Genomic DNA, 19,777 nt, shown 5'->3' with positions numbered 1-19,777 from the left:
TTTATCATCGATTCCACAAGGGTTCAAATCGGGTCTGGAATTTGAAATTCGGGGTGGCACGGGAGGGGGCAAGCGGCCAGCATCCGCCCGCGATGTCCTTTTCGCCCGACCATGCCTTCGAAATGGTGAAAGCGGCCCACGAGCGGGGTCGGCTGGCCCATGCCTTCCTCATCAGCGGCCCCCGCGGCTGCGGAAAGGAGCGGCTGGCCGCGCGCATCGTGAAGCTGCTGGAGCCCGCGAAGCAGGGCGGGGGAGGCTTCGATCTCTTCGGCGAGGCCATCGTGGAAGAAGTCCCACCGCTGGACGACCTGGCGGGCGAGTGGGTGCGCATTGTCCGCCCGCAGTCGAAGTCCCGCCGCATCGTCGTGGATGCGATCCGCGATTTGGAAAAGGCGCTCTACGTTTCCTCCGGGCCGAATCGCTGGAAGATCGGCGTGATCTGTGACGCAGACCGGATGGCCGCCGCGTCGGAAAATGCTTTCCTGAAGACCCTGGAGGAGCCGCCACCACGGACGCTACTCCTGCTGCTGACTGCGAATCCGGGCGGCCTGCTGCCGACCGTGCTCTCCCGCTGCGTGAGGATGCCGCTGCTTGGCAAGCCCGACCTCAGCGAAGGGGCGGGTGGTGAATTGCTCATCGCCCTCGACCGCGCGGCGAAGGCGGGAATCGGCAGCCCGACGGTGGCTCTGACGCTGAAGTCGGTCTTCGCGGGCATCCTCGAGAGCAGCAAGGCCGAGGCCGTGTCCGCGGCAGAGGATTTGTTGAAGGAAGAGGAGAAAGCGCTCAACAAGGGCTTCGAGGGCGACTACCTCAAGCGCCGCGAGGAAGAGCTGAAGGCGGTCGCGGAGTCCGAATACATCGAGGAACGCGGTCGGCTTTTCGAAGTGCTGCAGTCCTGGATGGCCGACGTGCTGCGCTTCAAGGCAGGCGCGGGCGGGCTGGAGTTTCCAAATTCCACCGGCATCCCGACACTCGCCGCGGCCGAGGACATCGGTCGCCTGATGCGCCGGATGGACGCGGTGGGCGAAATGCGCGCGAATCTGGACACGAACGCCCAGGAGCAACTCGCGCTGGAAGTCGGCTTCCTGAAAGCCTTCGCGTGAGTTGATCAATAGTCGCCTAGTCGTGGCGGGACAGCCATGGCGTTGAGGCCGAATCCATTTGCCACTTCGAGGGCCGCGCTTTCCAGCAGACGGTCGAGCCCGGCGATCAGCTCGAGAATGCCGCGCGTCCACTCGCCGGCTTTCCATGCGGGTTCAGAGAGTTCCAGAAGATGGGCCATCGCCTCGTCGCCTAGGTAGGGCTCGAGTCCATAGCCGACCATCAGGGAGGATTTCTTCTGCTGCGGATCCAGCACGAGGAGGATGCTACGGCTGTCGCCGCCCTTGTGGCTTTCCGGAGAGAGGCCGCCCGCATTGAAGATCCAGAAGACGTGGAGGTCGAAGGGGTGCTCGGTCGGGAAGACGTGCAGGAGGACGTTCAGCGTGACCTGGGGAAAAGTCCACGTCAGGCCGTCGATGGCCTTGTTGATCTTCTTCACGTCGGACTTCGGCAATGCCCTCGTGAGATCGGAGACGCCTGCGGATAGCCGCGGCATGGGCCCGAGCAGGGCGGTTGCCCGGTCAAACGTCAGCTTGCACGACGGACACTCCGGCGATATTTCCTCCAGCCGCGTCCGGCAGTACGGGCAACGCATGGTGATTTCTAACGGCGCCGCCCGGGGACGGAAAGCGGAAAGACCGTCGAGATTCGCCATTGGCAAACCGGTCCGGCGCGTCGCACGCTTTCCCCATGCAACGCTTTGCAGGAAAGACAGCGGTGGTCACCGGTGGTGGCCGCGGGATCGGTGGAGCCATCGCCATGGCATTCGCCGCGGAAGGGGCGAAGGTCGCCGTGGTCAGCCGCAGCGAATCGAGCTGCGGAAAGTCCGCCGAGGAGATCAATGCCGTCTATCCCGGAGCCGCGAAGGCCTACGCCATCGACGTGGCCGACCACGAGGCCGTGCAGGAGCTTGGCAAGACGATCGTCGCTGATTTCGGCAGCATCAATATCCTCGTGAACAACGCCGGCGTGACCCGCGACGGCCTGCTGATGCGCATGAAGGAAGAGGACTGGGACACCGTGCTCGATACCAATCTCAAGGGTGCCTTCAATACCGTGAAGGCCTTCATGCGCACCCTGATGAAGGCGGAGGACCCGCGCATCATCAATATCGCCTCGGTCATCGGCCTCATCGGCAATGCAGGCCAGGCCAACTACGCCGCCTCGAAGGCGGGCCTGATCGGTTTCACGAAGTCCGTCGCCCGCGAACTCTCCGGCCGCCAGGTCACCTGCAACGCGGTGGCTCCCGGCTTCATCACCACGGACATGACCGGCGAGCTGCCGGAGAAGGTGCGCGAGGAAGTGCTCGGCAAGATCCCGCTTTCCAGCTTCGGCGACGTGGCGGACATCGCCTCCGCCGTGCTCTTCCTGGCCAGCAAGGACGCCCGCTACATCACCGGGCAGGTTCTTGCTGTCGATGGCGGGATGACGATGTAAGTTGCGGGTATCATGGAACTTCTCATCATCCGTCACGCGAAGGCCGAGGACCACGGGCACCCCGGGGGCGATGGCGCGCGAGCGCTGGTGGCGAAAGGTTTCGAGCAGGCGGCGAAGGTAGGCCGCCTGCTCAAGCGGGTGAACCGCCGTCCGGACGTGGTGCTGACCAGCCCGCTCGTCCGCTCCCGGCAAACCGCGGAGACGTTGTGCGAGGCCGCGGAGATGCCCGGCCCGGTGGTGCAGGGCTGGCTCGCCTGCGGCATGGACCCCGAGGAGGCCATCCGCGAACTGGTCGCCTTCAGCGATTTCGGGCGCGTGGCGATCGTCGGGCATGAGCCGGATCTTTCCTCGCTGGTCGAGTGGTTACTCGGCTGCACGGGCAGCTCGGTAGAGGTGAAGAAGGCGTGCCTCACGGGTCTGCTCGTCCATCCGCCGGCATGGCATGCCCGGCTGCTCTTCCACATCCCCCCTGCGATGATCGGGGAGTGAGGGGCGAGCCCTCGCGGACATGGTGGTAAATTCACGCGGGCGAACAGGACATGCCCGCGGCGAAATCGCTTTCAACCCGGCGCGGGCCGGTGATACTGGGTCCTTTGAAACCCAAGGTCCGGCCTGCCCAAGCCGGATCGCATGTACGGAAACCCAATGTCGTACTCCCGTGGACTTATCCTGTCGTTGCTTGTCACGGCCTCGGCCGCGCGGGCGGAAGTCATCCTCCAGTACTTCGGCACCTCGTGGAACGAGATCGAGCGGCGCGTGCCCGAGCTTGCCGAGCGCGGCTACGATTCGCTCTGGCTGCCGCCTCCATTCAAGGGTGGGGCTGGCACCTGGTCGGTCGGCTTTGACACCCTCGACCGCTTCGACCTGGGCGACCGGGATCAGGCGGGCACGGTGCGGACGAAGTATGGCACGAAGGACGACCTTCTCCGCCTGATGCGCACGGCGCACCGCTTCGGCATGCGCGTGTATTTCGACAATGTGATGGCCCACAACGCCGGGCCGTTGGACAAGAACGTCGGCCCCGGACAGTTGCTGCCCGGAGCTCCGGGATTCGTGCCGGAGGACTTCCATCTGGTCCGCGAGAGCAATGGCAACTGGAGAAAGGCAGCGGACTGGCCGGATTGGCAGGACGAGTGGCAGGTGCTCAATCGCAATCCCTTCGCCTGGGACATCGCGCAGGAGTCGCCGCAGAATGTCAGCTTCAATCCGAACGGCACCGAAGAAGGCCATACATACCCGAAGTGGAGCGGCATCCGCCACCCGGGGATGACGTGGCGCTATCCGGACACGGACCTGACCGTCGCGACGAATGGCACCGGTGGCGCGGTGCATCCCTTCGCCGACAAGGAGCCTTTCCAGGATGTCGGCTATCAGGACGGTGGCATCGTCGGTGCGAACAACGGCCGCTTCGACTTCAAGGACCTGGATGGCGATGGCCAGCACGATGCCGGCGAGCCATGCGAACCCTTCACCGATACCGGCGTGGACCCCACTGTCCCGGCACGCCGGACCGCGGCGTGGGGTCATGGCGACGGGATCTACAACATGGGGAATCCCGTGGCGGAGGATGTGAATGGCATGCTCAACCGCGCGGTTCGGTGGTTCGTCGATGAGGCAAAGCCCGATGGCTTCAGGCTCGATGCGGTGAAGCACGTGCCGTCGTATTTCTTCGGCAAGCAGGACGGCGAGGACAAGGATCGCTCGAACTGGGGCTATGGCGGGCAGATCCAGGAGCAATTCAATGTCACCCGCGGCTACTCCGACTGGGGAAACCATCGCGACTCGCTTTTCAATGGTGAGAACCATGTGCGAGACGATGCGATGCTCTTCGGCGAGCATCTCGGTGCTCCTCCCGGTGAAGGCGGCTATCTGAATGCCGGGATGCGCATCGCGAACGACAATGTGCTCAACACCATCCGGAACGCGATCGGCAGCGACCTGAGCGGCTTCGGCAATCCGAACCATGGCGGCTTCGGGAACTCCGGGCAGACGGTGAACTACGTGATGAGCCACGACAATGCGTGGCTGTGGGGCGGGGATCGTCCGCTGGCCCACGCCTACATCCTGACCCGCCAGGGTCTGCCGATCATCTACACCGACGGCTACAATGAGGCGGGTGCGCCGGATTACTTTCCGAAGCCATCGGACGTGCCCTTTCTCGGGCAATTCGGCGACAGCAGCGTGATCTCCGCGGTGGCCGTTCACCGGGACTTCGCACGCGGCGATCAGGTCGCGCGGTGGAGCGACCAGAACTTCGCCGCCTACGAGCGTGTGGACATGCGCGAGCGGAAGGACTCGGGATCTTGGAACGGTGCCACGCTGCTCTACATGATGGCGCGCGGCTATCAACCGAATGGCCAGGGGCGTCTCTTTCCCACTGGCTTCCCGGTCGGCGCCACGCTCGTGAATCACTCGGCCTACGGTGGGAACTTCCGCGTCTCGGTGAATGGCTCGACCCAGATCGTGGATGGCAGCGGAAATGCGCCACTGGTGCCGCCGGGAGGATGGTTCGCCTTTTCGTGGCACAATCCCCGGTTGCCGAAGGTGTGGCAGTCTGCGCGACACGAGGAAGAGATCCGCCCCATCACGATCCTGCAGAACGGTAGCCGTGCGCCGGAGATGGATCACTGGCGCACCGACGGGCGCGACGGCGACGAGAACTTCAATCCCTATGGCGTGCCGGCTTCGGATCGCGGAGGGAAATCCTACCGCGTGAAGATCCCGCGCGTCACCGATGGCTCGGACCTGTCATTCATCGCACGGGCGGACGGTTCGGCGCACAATATCCGGCTGAAGCTCGATGGCGGCATCGATGTGAACTCGCATCTAGCCCTCGGCCCGCAGTCCGGTGACCTGCGGGACTTTCCACCCGGGGCCACGGGAGATCAGGTGAATGCAGCCGACCCGAACGACCTTCGTCTGGAAAACTCGACCGACACCTATCTCGGCTACGAGCAGATGAAATTCGTCCGCCGTGGAGCGGAGAAATTCGCCGCACGAGACATCGCCCGCAACGTCATCGGCTCGCCCGGCGCGGAAACCTACGAGGTGGTGATCGGGAGCGCTGGCTTCACGGTGAACAACGGCGGCGGCGTGAACAGCAACCGCGGCACGGCGGCATGGGCCTACCATGACCCTGCCGCGGGTAACCAGCTTACACCGGCTTTGCCACAATTCAGCCCCGCTCCGGAGAATGCCGCCGGGCAACCGGTGGGCGTCTTCGTGAAGACTGGCTACTCCTTCCAGGTGGACAGGGTGAGGATCTACTACACCACCGACGGCACCAGCTATCCGGAAGGCAGCGGTGGGGTGGGCAAGGGGACCACGAAGGTTGTGGAGGCGGTTTTCCATGCCAATGGCAACCACGACGGCACGGGTACGACGGACTGGTGGCGTGCCACCTTGCCCGCGCTCCCGCAGGGGACGGTGCTTCGCTACAAGCTCGGGGTCACGAGGCTCGATGCCGGATCGGTCTTTTCCTTCACCGGCGGCGACATCGATCTGGCCGAGCGGATGGAGACGGTCTTCGAGGTCACGGGCTTCGACGCGACGGATGTGCCGTATCATGTCCACAATGACCACGGGACGATGGGCACGGGCCTGGAGGAGGGCTTCCACGTCCTGCGCACGCGCGCCTTTGCCGATCGAGGCGACGGATCGTCCATCTTCCGCACGGAGACGCAGGTGTTTTACTACGATGTCCATCGTAGCGAGGGCGCGATCCTGTATCCGCGGCAGGGGGATGGCGTGGGCGGCTCCAGCTACGGCGCGGTGGTCGCGACGGATCCCGGCGTGACCGAGGTGTGGTACTACATCGACGATCTCGATCCGGGAAATGACGATCCGGACAAGGGCAACGGCCTTCATGCGTGGAAGCGCGCCAGCCAGGTCGCCACGCCCACCGAGCTCTCCGGCACAGCATTCAAGAAGGAGTGGCGCTTCACCTACGAGAGTATTCCCTCCAGCGGTCTCGCGCGGATCGTCGTGCGCCTGAAGGAGGCGTCGTCGAGCGGGGACATGGGCCTCACCGATGTGGCCGGGCACTACACGACGCTGGAGCGGCAAGTCACGACCGGCAGCCCGGTGAATTTCAACATCGGCTATCCATCCCATGCGGGAGAGACCGTCGATCAGAACTACGTGATGAAGGTCTTCTTCCGCAAGGAACTCATCCCCGCGGGCATGAGCGATGCGGAGTTCCTGAATGAATTCTCCATCTTCATCAGCAGCACCTCCAGCGGAGATCCGGATGGCGCGGTGCTACAGCCCCGCAGCGGCTACCGCCTGGTAAGGGATGCCACAGCGACGGAGCACATGGTGGAGTTCACCTTTCCGAATCTCTACAATGGCATCCCCGCGTTTCTCCACACGGTGCGTGCGGAGCATCGCCGGGGCAGCCTGACGCTGGGCGACAGCGAGCAAGTGAAAATGCGCGCGAGCGGCGATGGCGATACGGATGGCGACGGCATGCCGGACTGGTGGGAGCGCCAGCAGGGCTGGGACCCTGACAATCCCTCGGGCCGCAACGGCGCGGACGGCGATGACGACGGGGACGGGGTGCGGAACCTCGACGAGTACCTTTTCGGGATGAACTCCCGCATCGCCGACCACGAGGCGAAGCCGAAGGTGACGCTCCATCGCTCGTCCGATCCGCAGCATCGCTGGCGTCTCGAATTCCCGACCATCCCGGGCCGCATCTACCGCTGGCAGCGCTCGGGGGATCTCATCGGATGGGGGAACCTCGGCCCCGTGATCGACACGGCGGATCACACCGGACCGGGAGTCATTGAGATGTTGGACGATGGTCTGGGATCTTCGACGTTTTACCGGATTCAGGTCACCGACTGAGCCGGGATTGGCAAGGATGAGCTTTTCAGGTTGGGTGATCTGTCCTTACAATTACTTTCCGAAATGTAGTGTCGCACGATAGCAATGAGGTCACAGGTTTCGTTTCTGGGCGGCCAGAACGACACGAAATCCGATACCTATCCCAATGCGACTCCTACTCCTGCCCCTCCTATGCCTGCCCGCCCTGTCCGCTGCCGCGACCGATGTGATCGTGGCCGATTTCGAAGGTGAAGACTTCGGCTCCTGGAAGGTGACCGGCTCGGCCTTTGGCAAGGGCCCCGTGGCGGGATCGCTGCCCGGGCAGATGCAGGTGAGCGGCTTCATCGGCCAGCGCCTCGTGAATGGCTATCACGGCGGCGATGATGCGCTGGGCACGCTGGAGTCGCCGGAATTCAAGGTGGAGCGGAAGTTCCTGAATTTCCTGATCGGCGGCGGCCGCTTCCCCGGTGAGACCTGCATGGACCTGCTGCTGGATGGCAAGGTGGTCCGCACCGCGACTGGGCGCTACACTCAACCGGGCGGCTCCGAGCGCCTCGACTGGCAGACATGGGATGTCGCGGATCTCGCGGGCAAGTCCGTCTCGCTGCGCATCACGGACAAGCGCACCGGCACTTGGGGGCACATCAACGTGGACAACATCGTGCAGAGCGACGCGCCGAAGACGCTCGAGCTGAAGAAGGAATTTGCCATCACGGACCGCTATCTCATCTGGCCGGTCTCGCGCGATCCGTCACAGAGGCAGCGCTTCTGGTTCACGCTTGATGGCGAGGAAAAGCCGCTGCTTTACGCGGACATCTGCCTTTCCAACAACCCGGACTTCTGGGTCTTCACCGACCTGGCCGATCACCAGGGCCGCAAGGTCACCGTGACCGGCACCATCCCCGGCGTGCTGGGCGATGCGTGGGAAAAGGTGAAGATCAGCGACACCTATCCCGGCGAGGAAGTCATCTATCAGGAGGAGCTGCGGCCGCAGTATCACTTCAGCAGCCGCCGCGGCTGGCTGAATGACCCGAATGGCATGGTGTGGCACGACGGGCAGTGGCACCTCTTTTACCAGCACAATCCCTACAACCACGGCTGGCACAACATGACTTGGGGCCACGCGGTCAGCAGCGATCTCTTCCACTGGAAGGAGAAGCCTCCGGGCCTCCAGCCGGACCAGGAAGGCTACATGTATTCCGGCTCCGGCATCTTCGCCCCGAAGGGCAGCACGGCCCTGCCGGTGAAGGGTGACTCGCTGGTGCTGGCCTACACGGCCAATGGCAACCACGGCTACGAGCCGGGCCACAAGGTCGTGCAGTCGCTGGCCTTCAGCGAGGATGGCGGCAAGACCTTCACGAAGTTCAAGGGCAACCCGGTGCTGCCCCACGTGGTGGCGGAGAACCGCGACCCGAAGATCTTCTGGCACGAGCCGTCGAAGCACTGGGTGATGCCGCTCTACTACGATGGCGAGGACTACGGCATCTACACCTCGCCGGACATGGTGAAGTGGGAGAAGACCTCGGACTACAAGATCCCGACCGATGGCGAGTGCCCGGACCTCTTTGAGCTGCCAGTGGACGGCGACGCGAAGAACACGCGCTGGATCGCCTGGGGTGCGCAGGGCAAGTACATGCTCGGCAGCTTCGACGGGAAGACCTTCAAGCCCGAGAGCGGGCCACATCAGCACTACTTCGGCGCGGCCTACGCGGGCCAGAGCTATGACAACGCGCCGGACAAGCGCCGCGTGCACATCGGCTGGATGCGCGACACGGGCGCCGGCTTCCAGGGCATGCCCTTCAACCTGCAGATGACCCTGCCGATGGACTTCACCCTGCGCAAACAGGGTGATGGCATCCGCCTGTGGTCCGAGCCATCGAAGGAAGTGGAAGGCATCCGCTCGGCGACGAAGGACCTGAACGGCCTCGCCTTCAGCTCCGGGCAGGTCGATCCGCTCGCGGAATTCAAGGGCGGCCAGTATGAGATCGAGGCGGTGATCGACGTTGCCGCGACCACGGCCTCCGAGGTTGGTTTCCGGATCTTCGACGACCACGCCGCGATCTGGAAGCCGGGTGACGAGCAATTCACCGGCGCCCGCGGCAAGCAGGCTCCCGTGGATGGAAAGCTGAATGTCCGCATCTTCGTGGACACCGTGTCGATGGAGGTCTTCGTGAACGGCACCTACGTCAGCAAGTTCATCCGCCAGCTTCCCGGCACGAAGCCGATCCGCATCGTCGCCAATGGCGGTGAGGTGAAGTTCGACACCCTCAAGGTCCACACCTTGAAGTCGGTCTGGAAGTAACGGCGCAGGCGGGCACGACGCCCGCAATGCATCATCAACGAGAGGCGGCGGCAGGAATGTCGCCGCCTTTTTCATGGGATCTAACAGCGCGCGGACGATCGTCTCTCGGGATCGTCACGATGGCCTGCTCGACCGCCTCGGCCGATCTTGGAATGAAAGGGCCGCTGTCACTTCCGCGTTAGTCGATCCACTTCCATCCCATGCGATTTTCCAAAGGCCTCACCCTCCTCTTCGGCATTCTCACCGCAGTCGTGTCAGCCGGGGAAGATCAGTCGGCTGCATCGAAGCCGATCCGCGTGGGTGTCCTCAGTTCCGCCGAGACGCCGGGACCGAATACGAGCCAGGGCCTCTACATCAAGATCCTGAAGCAGGCCGGGATGGACGCGGGTGCCGTGTCCGCGCAGCGGGTGAAGGAGGGTGCGCTGGACGAACTGGACATCTTCATCATCGGGGGAGGAAGCGCCACGGCCTTCAACAAGGCGCTCGGTCCGGATGGCGGGGAGAAGGTGGAGAATTTCGTGAAGGCGGGCGGCGGGGTCCTAGCAAGTTGTGCCGGTGGCTACTCCTTCGTCCGCGGTCACACGGAGGCGCTGCGCTACATCGAGATCGCGAATGCCGTGTGCATCGATACGGAAAATGGCCGCTGGGCGAGGGGATCGGGCACGGTCTCGATTGCGCCCGCAACCGAAGGCGCGGCACCGCTGAAGATGTTCTATGCGAATGGCCCGCTGTGGAAGATCACTGACGCGCCGGGATTCGGGCGGACCGAGGCATTGGCGAGCTTCGAGACGGACGTGAAGCGGAAGGGCGATGAAGGCGGCATCATGCCCGGCACGCCTGCCATTCTCGCCGGGACCTTCGGGGACGGGCGCTATGTGCTTTTCAGTGCCCACCCGGAGTTCAAGTGGAAGATGGGAAACACGCCGATGATCGTCGATGCCGCGCGCTGGGTGGTGAAAGGAAAGCTGGGTGCCGAGGAGAAGATAAGCTATGAGGTGGTCTTCCCCTCCATGCTGAAGAAGTCCGGAGAGGCTACTGAAACTTCGACATCAGGAATCAAGTAGGGAGCCAGGTAACCCTCGTCGGCTTCGCCGGGGGCACCGGATCGAGTGCTCTGTCATGCAACGGTTATCCCCAACATCTCCATCGGCCACTATTCGGCGAGGTTTGGCTCTGTTGCTGGCGGCCGTCGCCTTGGGGTTTGCCGCGTCCGCACGCGCGGATCAAAGGGAGGAGGAAAGGTGGGTAAGTGATGTTCACGCGCCTGAAATTGCCGGGATCGAGGAGAACCCGCTCAAGGGGATGGTCCCGTATCGAAACGGCATGCGGCGATCATTCCCGCACAGCATGGAGTGGTTCTACGTGCCGCTCAGAGAGCTGCAGAAAGGGGACGATGAGTTCGATTGGGAACCGATCGAGAGGCAGCTTGAGGAGATCGCGGGACGAGGCAATCATGCCGTTTTCAGGGTCTATCTCGACTATCCCGGCAAGCCTGTCGGCACGCCCCAATATCTGATTGACCGCGGGGTGCCGATGCGCAGCTACACCGACGCCGGAAATGATAACGTAGCCAGCAAATCGCCAGACTGGAATGACCATCGTCTGATTGAAGCGCTGGAGAATTTCATCCGCCATTTCGGGAAGAAGTATGATGGAGATCCCCGGATCGGTTTTCTAACCGCGGGGCTCTATGGCTTCTGGGGGGAGTGGCACAACTATCCCCACGACCCGAAATGGGAGATGAAAGCTGAGAATCGGGACCGGTTGCTGATCGCCTACCGTCAAGCGTTCACCAAAACGCAGGTGCTCTTGCGCAATCCGACTGGAACAACGAATCTGGACCTGAAAACCAGCTTCGGATATCACGACGATTCATTTGCTTACGAGACCCTGGCCCCCGAATGGGGATTCGTGCCCCGTCTGCGGGAAAACGGTTTGCTGGAGATCTGGAAAGAGAAAGCCATCGGCGGCGAGATCCGGCCTGAATTGCAGGCAACGATCTTCGATGCGTGGCCAAATGTCCCGGTAAAGGCAGGCAGCAGGAGGAGCGAGGATCTCTCTGAATGTATCGAAGCCACTCACGCGAGTTGGATGCTGAATGAGGACATCTTCGCCGGTCCTCTCACCGAGGCCCGAAACAAAAACGCTCTCCGTGCCCAGCGGCGTCTCGGCTACGAATTTCAGGTTACGGCTTCTTCCATCTCCCGGGATGAGAAGGGCAAGCTCCGCGTGAAGGTGAAGATCCGGAATGCAGGCGTGGCACCTTTCTACTATCGGTGGGCCGCCGAGTTTGCCGCCTATGACCCGCAAACCCGGGAAACGCGGATTCTGGGTCAGGCCACGAATTGGAACATGCCTGAAATCCTGCCTGACGGGCGAGAATACCAGAGGGTGTTCATCGCTCCGAAGGCCGAGAATTTACGGGGGCAGCGTCTGATAGTCCGGCTCAAAAATCCACTGAAGGACGGGAAGCCTCTACGCTTCGCGAACGGCCGCCAGGATAAGGACTGCGCGGGCTGGCTGACCTTGCAAGAGATACCGGACTGAAATTATGAGGTTACCCGGTTGATGCCTTGTGGAGAGCATTCCTGTCAGCCGCCTACCAGGTGTCTCTTCATCTGCGCGAGGATCTCACCACAGGCCGCGCGGTCGCCGCCCTGGACCTCGGCGGTGGCCCAGCCGGTGTAGCCGATCTCGGCGAGGACCTTGCGCACCTCGGCCCAATCGACGTCACCTTCGCCGATCTTTCCGAAGCCACCCTTCACTCCCCAGTCCTTGCAATCGAGCTTCACGATCCGCTTGCCCAGCGTGCGGATCCACTCGGCAGGCTTGCCGAAGCGCTGGTGATTGCCGATGTCGAAGTAGGAGCCGACCCATGGGGAGTCGATCTCATCGAGATAGGCCGCGAGCTTTGCCGCCGACTGCGCATCGCCTCCGTCCTCGGTGTAGAACATCCGGTTCCACACGTTCTCGATTAGGATGTGGATGCCGAGTTCGGCAGCCATGGGCAGGGCCTTGCGGATCTGCTCGATCGAGCGCGAGCAGGCGTCGTCGTGGTTCGTGTTTGCGTCCACAACGCCCGGGACGAGGAGGACCGAAGAGCCTCCGCAGGCGTGGCTCTCGCGGATGGCGGTGAGGAGGCCCTTCAGGCCCTCCTCGCGGACGGAGGCATTGGGGTCGGAGAGGCGGGTCTTCCAGTGGATGGAGTCCACCACGCCGTGGATGGGGAGGCCGACCGCCTTTGAGGCGGCGAGAGCTTCCTCTTTGTTCTGCCCGCCGGGGGAGTCGAGCTCCACGCCATCGTAGCCGAGCTCCTTCAGGATGCGGAATTTCTCCTCAAGGTTCGCCCCGAAGTCCGCCATGCCGCATTTCAGCGAGAGCTTGATGGGCAGCGGGGCAGCCGCCGATTGCGCGCGGAGCGAAAGGGGAGCCGAGGCAGCGGCAAGCGTGGCGAGAAAGTGGCGGCGGAGCATGAACCGCATACCACATGGTTTGGTTGAAAATTGCACGAAAGTTATTCATTCGTGCGAAAAATGACAAATGGGTGCGCAAAGAAAAGGCGGACCCAAATCAACGGGCCCGCCTTGGAAATAGTTTCGGTCGATTCCGTTAGAGTAGCTCTTGGACGAGCTTCTCCAGCTTCACGATGTCAGCGGAGAAGGCGCGGATGCCTTGGGCGGTCTTTTCGGTGGCCATCGCGTCCTCGTTGAGGGCGAAGCGGAAGGACTTCTCGTCGAAGCTGACCTTCTCCAGATCGGCGGAAGCGGATGCTTCCGGGGACAGGCGGCGCTCGAGTGGCTCGGTCGAGGCTGCAAGCTCGGCAAGCAGGCCCGGGCTGATGGTGAGCAGGTCGCAGCCGGCGAGGCTGGTGATTTCGCCGGTATTGCGGAAGGAGGCACCCATGACCTCGGTCTTGTAGCCGAACTTCTTGTAGTAGGTGTAGATCTGCTTCACCGAGACCACGCCCGGGTCGGCATCACCCTCGTAGGTCTGGCCGGTGGAGGCCTTGTACCAGTCGAGGATGCGGCCCACGAAAGGCGAGATGAGCTGCACGCCGGCCTCGGCGCAGGCGACGGCCTGGGCGAAGGAGAAGAGCAGGGTGAGATTGCAGTGGATGCCTTCCTTTTCGAGGATCTCGGCAGCCTTGATGCCTTCCCAAGTGGAGGCGATCTTGATGAGGATGCGGTCCTTCGAGATGCCTTCCTTGGCGTAGGCGTCGATCAGTTGGTGCGCCTTGGCGACGGTGCCCTCGGTGTCGAAGGACAGGCGGGCATCGACCTCGGTCGAGACGCGGCCGGGGACGATCTTGAGGATCTCAAGGCCGAAGAGGATCAGGATGCGGTCCAGGATGGACTCGACGAGTGCGTCGCCGGTGAGGCCGGAGTCCTTGTGCTCGGCCACGGCTTTCTCCACGAGGTGCTTGTATTCCGGCTTCGCGGCAGCCTGGAGGATCAGCGAGGGATTCGTGGTCGCGTCCTGCGGCTTGTAGGCCTTCATCGACTCGAAATCGCCGGTGTCGGCGACGACGGTGGTGAACTGCTTGAGTTGATCGAGTTGCGTGGCGCTCATGGCGGGGGCGGGGTAGGGCGGAATGATGCGAGAGGCGAGATTAAATAGTGTCCGCCGCGTGGAAACATACCGGTGCGGCGGGAACGTCAAATGGCGTTTCCCTGACTGGGAGATGCGTCACGGGAGGGCGTGCGGGATGTGAATGTTATTTCACATTTCTGAATAAATTATCCCGATTTGCATGATTCCTGCGGTCCGTGTCGCCACTCCATCGCAAAATTCCGTGTTGCTGCACCCGAAGCTTTCAATCCGTGCCAATTCCTCCACCGTCCCGCCCATGAAGCTTTTCGGCACCGACGGCATCCGTGGCAGGGCAAATGAATTCCCCATCACCCCGGAAGTGGCGCTGCGTGCCGGCAAGGCAGTGGCCCAGGTGCTGCGCTCGTCGGGCCACAACCGCAACCGCGTGGTCATCGGCAAGGACACCCGCATTTCCGGCTACATGCTGGAGACCGCGCTGACCTCTGGCCTGGTCTCGATGGGCATGGACGTGCTGCTGCCGGGCCCGCTGCCGACTCCGGCGATCGCCCACCTGACGAAGTCGATGGGTGCCGCCGCGGGCATCATGCTCACGGCCTCGCACAATCCCTACGAGGACAATGGCCTGAAGATCTTCGGGCCGGATGGATACAAGCTTTCCGACGCGCTGGAGGAAATCATCGAGCGCCACATCCTCGGTGACGAGCCGGAGCCGCGCGCGATGTCGCCGGAGAAGATCGGCAAAGCCTACCGCATCGACGATGCCCGCGGCCGCTACATCGAATTCGCCAAGCATACCGCGGACAATGTCTCTCTGCACGGCTTGAAGATCGTGGTCGATTGCGGTCATGGTGCTGCCTATTCCATCGCACCCCTCATCTTCAAGGAGCTGGGCGCCGAGGTCATCAAGCACGGCTGCGAGCCGGACGGCATCAATATCAATGCGAAGTGCGGCGCGCTCTACCCGGAGACGGCGGGCGATCTGGTCCGCCTGCACGGGGCCGATCTCGGCATTTCCTTCGATGGCGATGCCGATCGTGTTATCTTCACCGATGCCACGGGCACCCCGGTTTCCGGCGACCGCATCCTCGCCCTTGCCGCACTCTCGCTGCACGAGCAAGGACGCCTCCGCGGAAATCGCATGGCCTGCACCGTGATGAGCAATCTGGGCCTGCACGAGGCGATGCGCCGCGCGGGCATCGAGGTGCTGACCACGGCGGTGGGCGACCGCAATGTCATCGAGGCGCTGCGTGAAAAGGGCGGCTCCTTCGGTGGTGAGAATTCCGGTCACCTGATCTTCGCCGATCACGCCACCACGGGCGACGGCATACTCAGCGCGCTGCAGGTGCTGCGTGTGATGAAGGAGAAGAAGGCGACCCTTGCCGAGCTCGCCGCCTGCATGCGCGAGTTCCCGCAGGAGCTGGTGAATCTCAAGGTGGCCGCGAAGCCGCCGCTCAATACCTTGCCTGGCCTGCAGAAGCTCATGCAGGAAGCCGATGCCGCCTTTGGCGACGCCGGCCGCCAGCTCATTCGCTACTCCGGCACGGAGAACAAGATCCGCATCCTGGTGGAGCACCGCGACTCCGATGCCGTGCAGGAGTGGGTGGAGAAGTTCACGAAGGCGGTGAAAGAGGATATCGGGGTGGCGGTGTGACGCCTGCCCTGCGTGGGAAGATACGTTGCCTTATCCATGAGCTGGCGCTTCAGAACATCATTCACTCCACCCCCAAGCGTTCGGATCACCATCGCACCGGATGGGGTCTTCACGTCCGTCGAAGGGGAATCGTTGCCCAATTTGGCATCTGGTCCCGATGTCGGGGACCTTCACGGCGGTCAGCTTCCGGACAATTCCCTGCCTCATGCCGGGCCCACCGCTCTGGCCTCGATCAGAAGTGCGGGGACCGGCTTGCTGACCACGCCGGGATTGAGCGAGTTCAAGCGACTGCTGGACAGCGTCCGTCGCGAACTCGGGACGATCGGAAATGCGCTCGCCCATGCCCGCAATGAAGAGGCCTTCGCGGTGGGAGCCTTTCGCAAGTGGGAGCAGGGGTGGTTGATGCGTCGTCTTTTCAAGGCGAAGTATGAAAAGCTTCGCGAGTCCGCCGAACTGAACTTCGCCATGCGCGCGGAGCTTGAGGAACAGTGGAAACTTTCCCAATTGCGCACCGATTTCGAGCTGCCTGAAGGCGTCTTTCGTGCGTTCAACAACATGCACCGGGAGTTTGCGGTGCTCATGAATAGTGACCGGATCTGGGACTCGGTGGGGCATCGTGGTACGGACCGTGTCGCCGAGCGGACCACCGCCACCCGTTCGGTGGATCGGCAGCCGGTCAAATTCCAGCTCGGTGCCTGCGATCTGATCGAGGCTGGCGTTGGCGTCCCACGTCTCGGGAATGCCAATGGCGGCGATCTGTTCTTCTATCCTTTGTTCGTGCTCTATTTCATCTCGGCGGAGAATTTCGCGCTGCTGGAGTACAAGGATCTCGATGTCGAATACCGGGTCACCAAGTTCATCGAGAGGGAGACACTTCCACGCGATGCAACAGTGGTGGGGCAGACGTGGTCGAAGACGAACAAGGACGGCTCACCGGACAGGCGCTTCAACGACAACAAACAGATCCCGATTGCCAAATACGGCAGGATTTCGATCCGTTCCACTACCGGGTTGAACGAGGAGTATATCGCGAGCAATGCGGATGCCGCGGAGTCATTCGTCTCGATGTTAGACCTATATTCAAAGGCGATCGCCGCGGGTGTGTAATTCGATCCGCTGCATCTTTTTCCAGTTCCATGCCTCTCTTCAACACACGCGCCATCGAGGACTTTCCGATCGGGAACATCTTGCTCCGCGATCATCACGCCGCCCTGACTGGTGAAGGGCTTGCGGCTGGAAGCCGCGGCCACTTCCGCACGCATCCGCATGCCTGGCTGACGGCGGAGGATGTGGCGTTGCTGACGTCCGAGGTCACGACATTGGTCGATGACCGCAGCACGCCGCTGGCTTGGTTCGGCGATGTGCCAAACGTCTCGAAGTCGGTTGTGGCGAAGACCTCGTTCCTCATCGTGCATCCGTGGGACCTGCTGCGGGCGAACGAGCAGTATGTCGGCACGCTTTCCGAGAAGAAGATCGAAGGCGATATCCATCCGAATGCGGTGATCGAGGGAACGATCCATCTCGGCCCCGGCTCGCGGATCTTGCCCGGCGTTTTCATCGAGGGGAACGTGGTCATCGGCGCGAACTGCAAGATCGGTCCGAACTGCTACATCCGCGGGTCCACATCCATCGGCGACAAGTGCCACGTCGGCAATGCGGTCGAGATCAAGAACTCGATCCTCCTTTCGGGGACGAACGTCGGGCACCTCAGCTACGTCGGCGATTCCGTGCTGGGCGAGAAGGTGAACTTCGGCGCTGGCACCGTAACCTCGAACCTCCGCCACGACGGCAAGAACCACCGCACCGAGGTGGATGGCTCGCTTGTCGATACGGGCCGCCGCAAGTTCGGCTGCATCGTCGGTGATGGCGTCCATACCGGCATCAATACTTCCATCTACCCTGGCCGAAAATTGTGGGCCGGCACCAGCACCCGCCCCGGGGAAGTCGTCCAGCGCGACATCACCGGAAATGCCTGAATGACCCTTTCCCGCCGCGGTGTCACAGCCCGCGGCATCCCTCCTCTCCACTCCATCATTTCATCCCAACATGTGCGGCATCGTCGGATACATCGGTAAAGCTTCTGCACCCAGCGTGCTCATCAACGGCCTGCGCCGTCTGGAATATCGCGGCTACGATTCCGCGGGTCTGGCCATCCTCGAGAATGGCTCCATCGTCGTCAGCAAGGCTCCGGGCAAGGTCGCGGCACTCAATGACAAGGCTCACGCGGATTGGCCGGCGGAGCGCTTCGTGAAATCTTCCACGGGCATCGCGCACACCCGCTGGGCCACCCACGGCCCGCCGACCGAGGTGAATGCCCACCCGCACCTCGATGAATCGGGCGACATCGCGCTGGTCCACAATGGCATCATCGAGAACTACCGTTCCCTGCGCACCCGCCTTGAGGGCAAGGGCCAGACCTTCTACTCGGAGACCGATACCGAGGTGCTAGCGCACCTGATCGGCGACCGCTACAAGGGCGACCTCTTCCAGGCGGTGTGCGACGCCCTGAGCCAGGTGGAAGGCACCTTCGGCATCGCCGTCATTTCGGCGAAGGAACCGGGCAAGATCATCACCGCGCGCCGCGGCAGCCCGATCGTCATCGGCGTGGGCGAAGGCGAGACCATCGTGGCCTCGGACGCCTCCGCAATCATCGCTCACACCCGCCAGGTGATCTACTTGGAGGACAATGACATCGCGATCGTCACCGCCGACAATATCGACATCCGCGACCTCAACCAGGTGCCAGTCACCCGCGAGGTGAATGAACTCGGCTTCGATGCCGCAGCCGCGGAGAAGGGTGGCTACGACCACTTCATGCTCAAGGAAATCCACGAGCAACCGGACTCCCTGCGCAATGCCATCCGCGGTCGCCTCGATTTCAATCTCGGCTCGTCCGTGCTTTCCGGCATGGGTACCTCGCCGCGCGATCTTGCGGAGATCCAGCGCGTCGTGTTCGTCGGTTGCGGCACTTCGCTCCACGCGGGACTGGTGGGTGAATATGCGATCGAGGATCTGGCTGACATTCACGCGGAGGTCCAGCAGGCCGCGGAATTCCGCTATCGTAATCCCATCATCGGCAGCCGTGACCTTGTCGTGGCGATCTCGCAATCCGGCGAAACGGCTGACACGCTGGCCGCGGTCCGCGAGGCAAACCAGAAGGGCGCTTTCGTCATGGGCCTGTGCAATGTCGTCGGCTCGACCATCGCCCGCGAGACCGGTCGCGGCGTCTATCTGCACGCCGGTCCCGAGATCTCGGTCGCCTCGACGAAGGCCTTCACCTGCCAGGTGGCGGTCATGCTGATGATGGCGCTGAAGCTCGGCCGCGGTCGTCGCTTCTCCCGCGAGGAGGGCATGAAATTCGCGAAGGCCATCGAGTCCATCCCGGATCTCGTGCAAAAGGTGATCGAGCAAAGTGACCGCATCGCCGCCATCGCCGCGCGCTACGCGCAGAACGAGCATGCCTTCTTCATCGGCCGTGGCCCGATGTATCCGGTGGCGCTGGAGGGTGCGCTGAAGCTGAAGGAAATCTCCTACATCCACGCCGAGGGCTATCATGCGGCGGAACTGAAGCACGGCCCGATCGCGCTCTTGCAGGAAGGCACGCCGGTCATCGCCCTTGCGAACGACATCCCGGGCAAGGACAAGACCCTCGGCAATGTCGAGGAATGCCGCGCCCGCGGTGCGAAGATCCTCGGCATCGTCACGGAAGGCGACCACGAGGCGGCGGAGTTCATGGATGATGTCATCGAGGTGCCGGCCACGCATCCGCTGGTCGCCACCGTTCCGACCGTGGTGGCGCTGCAACTTCTCGCCTACCACATCGCCAACGAGCGCGGCTGCGAAATCGACCAGCCCCGCAACCTGGCGAAGAGCGTGACGGTGGAGTGATCCACCGGCGGGCCCGGAAA

The 19,777-nt window shown here is 62.8% G+C and carries 14 protein-coding genes; 11 read left to right on the top strand and 3 right to left on the bottom strand.

Features of this window, described 5'->3' with window-relative positions; genetic code table 11:
• The first annotated feature begins 92 nt into the window (after positions 1–92).
• Positions 93–1,103, top strand: coding sequence for a DNA polymerase III delta subunit-related protein (locus OKA04_RS16830; RefSeq protein ID WP_264502360.1), 1,011 nt, complete (start codon positions 93–95; stop codon positions 1,101–1,103).
• Positions 1,104–1,108: 5 nt separating this feature from the next.
• Here OKA04_RS16830 and OKA04_RS16825 read toward each other — a convergent pair whose 3' ends face one another.
• The gene (locus OKA04_RS16825; RefSeq protein ID WP_264502359.1) at positions 1,109–1,696 is read right to left on the bottom strand and encodes a TPM domain-containing protein; all 588 of its coding nucleotides are present in this window, start codon (positions 1,694–1,696) and stop codon (positions 1,109–1,111) included.
• A 95-nt stretch (positions 1,697–1,791) separates the two neighbouring features.
• On the opposite strand from OKA04_RS16825, the gene fabG reads away from it, so the two are divergent.
• The 6 genes from fabG (at position 1,792) to OKA04_RS16795 (ending at position 12,214) form a co-directional block, all read left to right on the top strand.
• A complete protein-coding gene (gene fabG, locus OKA04_RS16820; protein ID WP_264502358.1) occupies positions 1,792–2,538 on the top strand; it encodes a 3-oxoacyl-[acyl-carrier-protein] reductase in 747 nt (248 codons plus the stop codon).
• 12 nt (positions 2,539–2,550) lie between these two features.
• Positions 2,551–3,027: a SixA phosphatase family protein gene (locus OKA04_RS16815; RefSeq protein ID WP_264502357.1), complete on the top strand. Its 477-nt coding sequence runs from the start codon at positions 2,551–2,553 to the stop codon at positions 3,025–3,027.
• 156 nt (positions 3,028–3,183) lie between these two features.
• Positions 3,184–7,386, top strand: a complete 4,203-nt coding sequence (locus OKA04_RS16810; protein ID WP_264502356.1) for an alpha-amylase family protein — start codon at positions 3,184–3,186, stop codon at positions 7,384–7,386.
• 145 nt (positions 7,387–7,531) lie between these two features.
• Positions 7,532–9,667, top strand: a complete 2,136-nt coding sequence (locus OKA04_RS16805) for a glycoside hydrolase family 32 protein (RefSeq protein ID WP_264502355.1) — start codon at positions 7,532–7,534, stop codon at positions 9,665–9,667.
• 200 nt (positions 9,668–9,867) lie between these two features.
• Positions 9,868–10,731, top strand: coding sequence for a hypothetical protein (locus OKA04_RS16800; RefSeq protein ID WP_264502354.1), 864 nt, complete (start codon positions 9,868–9,870; stop codon positions 10,729–10,731).
• 103 nt (positions 10,732–10,834) lie between these two features.
• A complete protein-coding gene (locus OKA04_RS16795; RefSeq protein WP_264502353.1) occupies positions 10,835–12,214 on the top strand; it encodes a DUF4832 domain-containing protein in 1,380 nt (459 codons plus the stop codon).
• Between the two features lie 44 nt (positions 12,215–12,258).
• On the opposite strand, the gene OKA04_RS16790 is transcribed toward OKA04_RS16795, so the two are convergent.
• Both OKA04_RS16790 and tal read right to left on the bottom strand, forming a co-directional pair.
• Complete coding sequence (locus tag OKA04_RS16790) at positions 12,259–13,140, bottom strand: sugar phosphate isomerase/epimerase family protein (RefSeq protein WP_264502352.1); 882 nt, start codon at positions 13,138–13,140, stop codon at positions 12,259–12,261.
• Positions 13,141–13,276: 136 nt separating this feature from the next.
• Complete coding sequence (gene tal, locus OKA04_RS16785) at positions 13,277–14,236, bottom strand: transaldolase (RefSeq protein ID WP_264502351.1); 960 nt, start codon at positions 14,234–14,236, stop codon at positions 13,277–13,279.
• Between the two features lie 277 nt (positions 14,237–14,513).
• Here tal and glmM point away from each other — a divergent pair, with 277 nt between their 5' ends.
• The 4 genes from glmM (at position 14,514) to glmS (ending at position 19,757) form a co-directional block, all read left to right on the top strand.
• Positions 14,514–15,869 (top strand): phosphoglucosamine mutase, encoded by a 1,356-nt coding sequence (glmM, locus tag OKA04_RS16780; RefSeq protein ID WP_425503694.1) that lies wholly within the window; start codon positions 14,514–14,516, stop codon positions 15,867–15,869.
• Positions 15,870–16,139: 270 nt separating this feature from the next.
• Complete coding sequence (locus tag OKA04_RS16775) at positions 16,140–16,976, top strand: hypothetical protein (protein WP_264502349.1); 837 nt, start codon at positions 16,140–16,142, stop codon at positions 16,974–16,976.
• Positions 16,977–17,005: 29 nt separating this feature from the next.
• Positions 17,006–17,845 (top strand): DapH/DapD/GlmU-related protein, encoded by an 840-nt coding sequence (locus tag OKA04_RS16770; RefSeq protein ID WP_264502348.1) that lies wholly within the window; start codon positions 17,006–17,008, stop codon positions 17,843–17,845.
• Between the two features lie 70 nt (positions 17,846–17,915).
• A complete protein-coding gene (gene glmS / locus OKA04_RS16765) occupies positions 17,916–19,757 on the top strand; it encodes a glutamine--fructose-6-phosphate transaminase (isomerizing) (protein WP_264502347.1) in 1,842 nt (613 codons plus the stop codon).
• Positions 19,758–19,777: the final 20 nt, after the last annotated feature.

This window comes from Luteolibacter flavescens (assembly GCF_025950085.1).
In the GTDB taxonomy this organism is placed as follows: domain Bacteria; phylum Verrucomicrobiota; class Verrucomicrobiia; order Verrucomicrobiales; family Akkermansiaceae; genus Haloferula; species Haloferula flavescens.
Note: the sequence above shows the minus strand (reverse complement) of the source record. Positions and strands in the feature narration are given on the sequence as shown.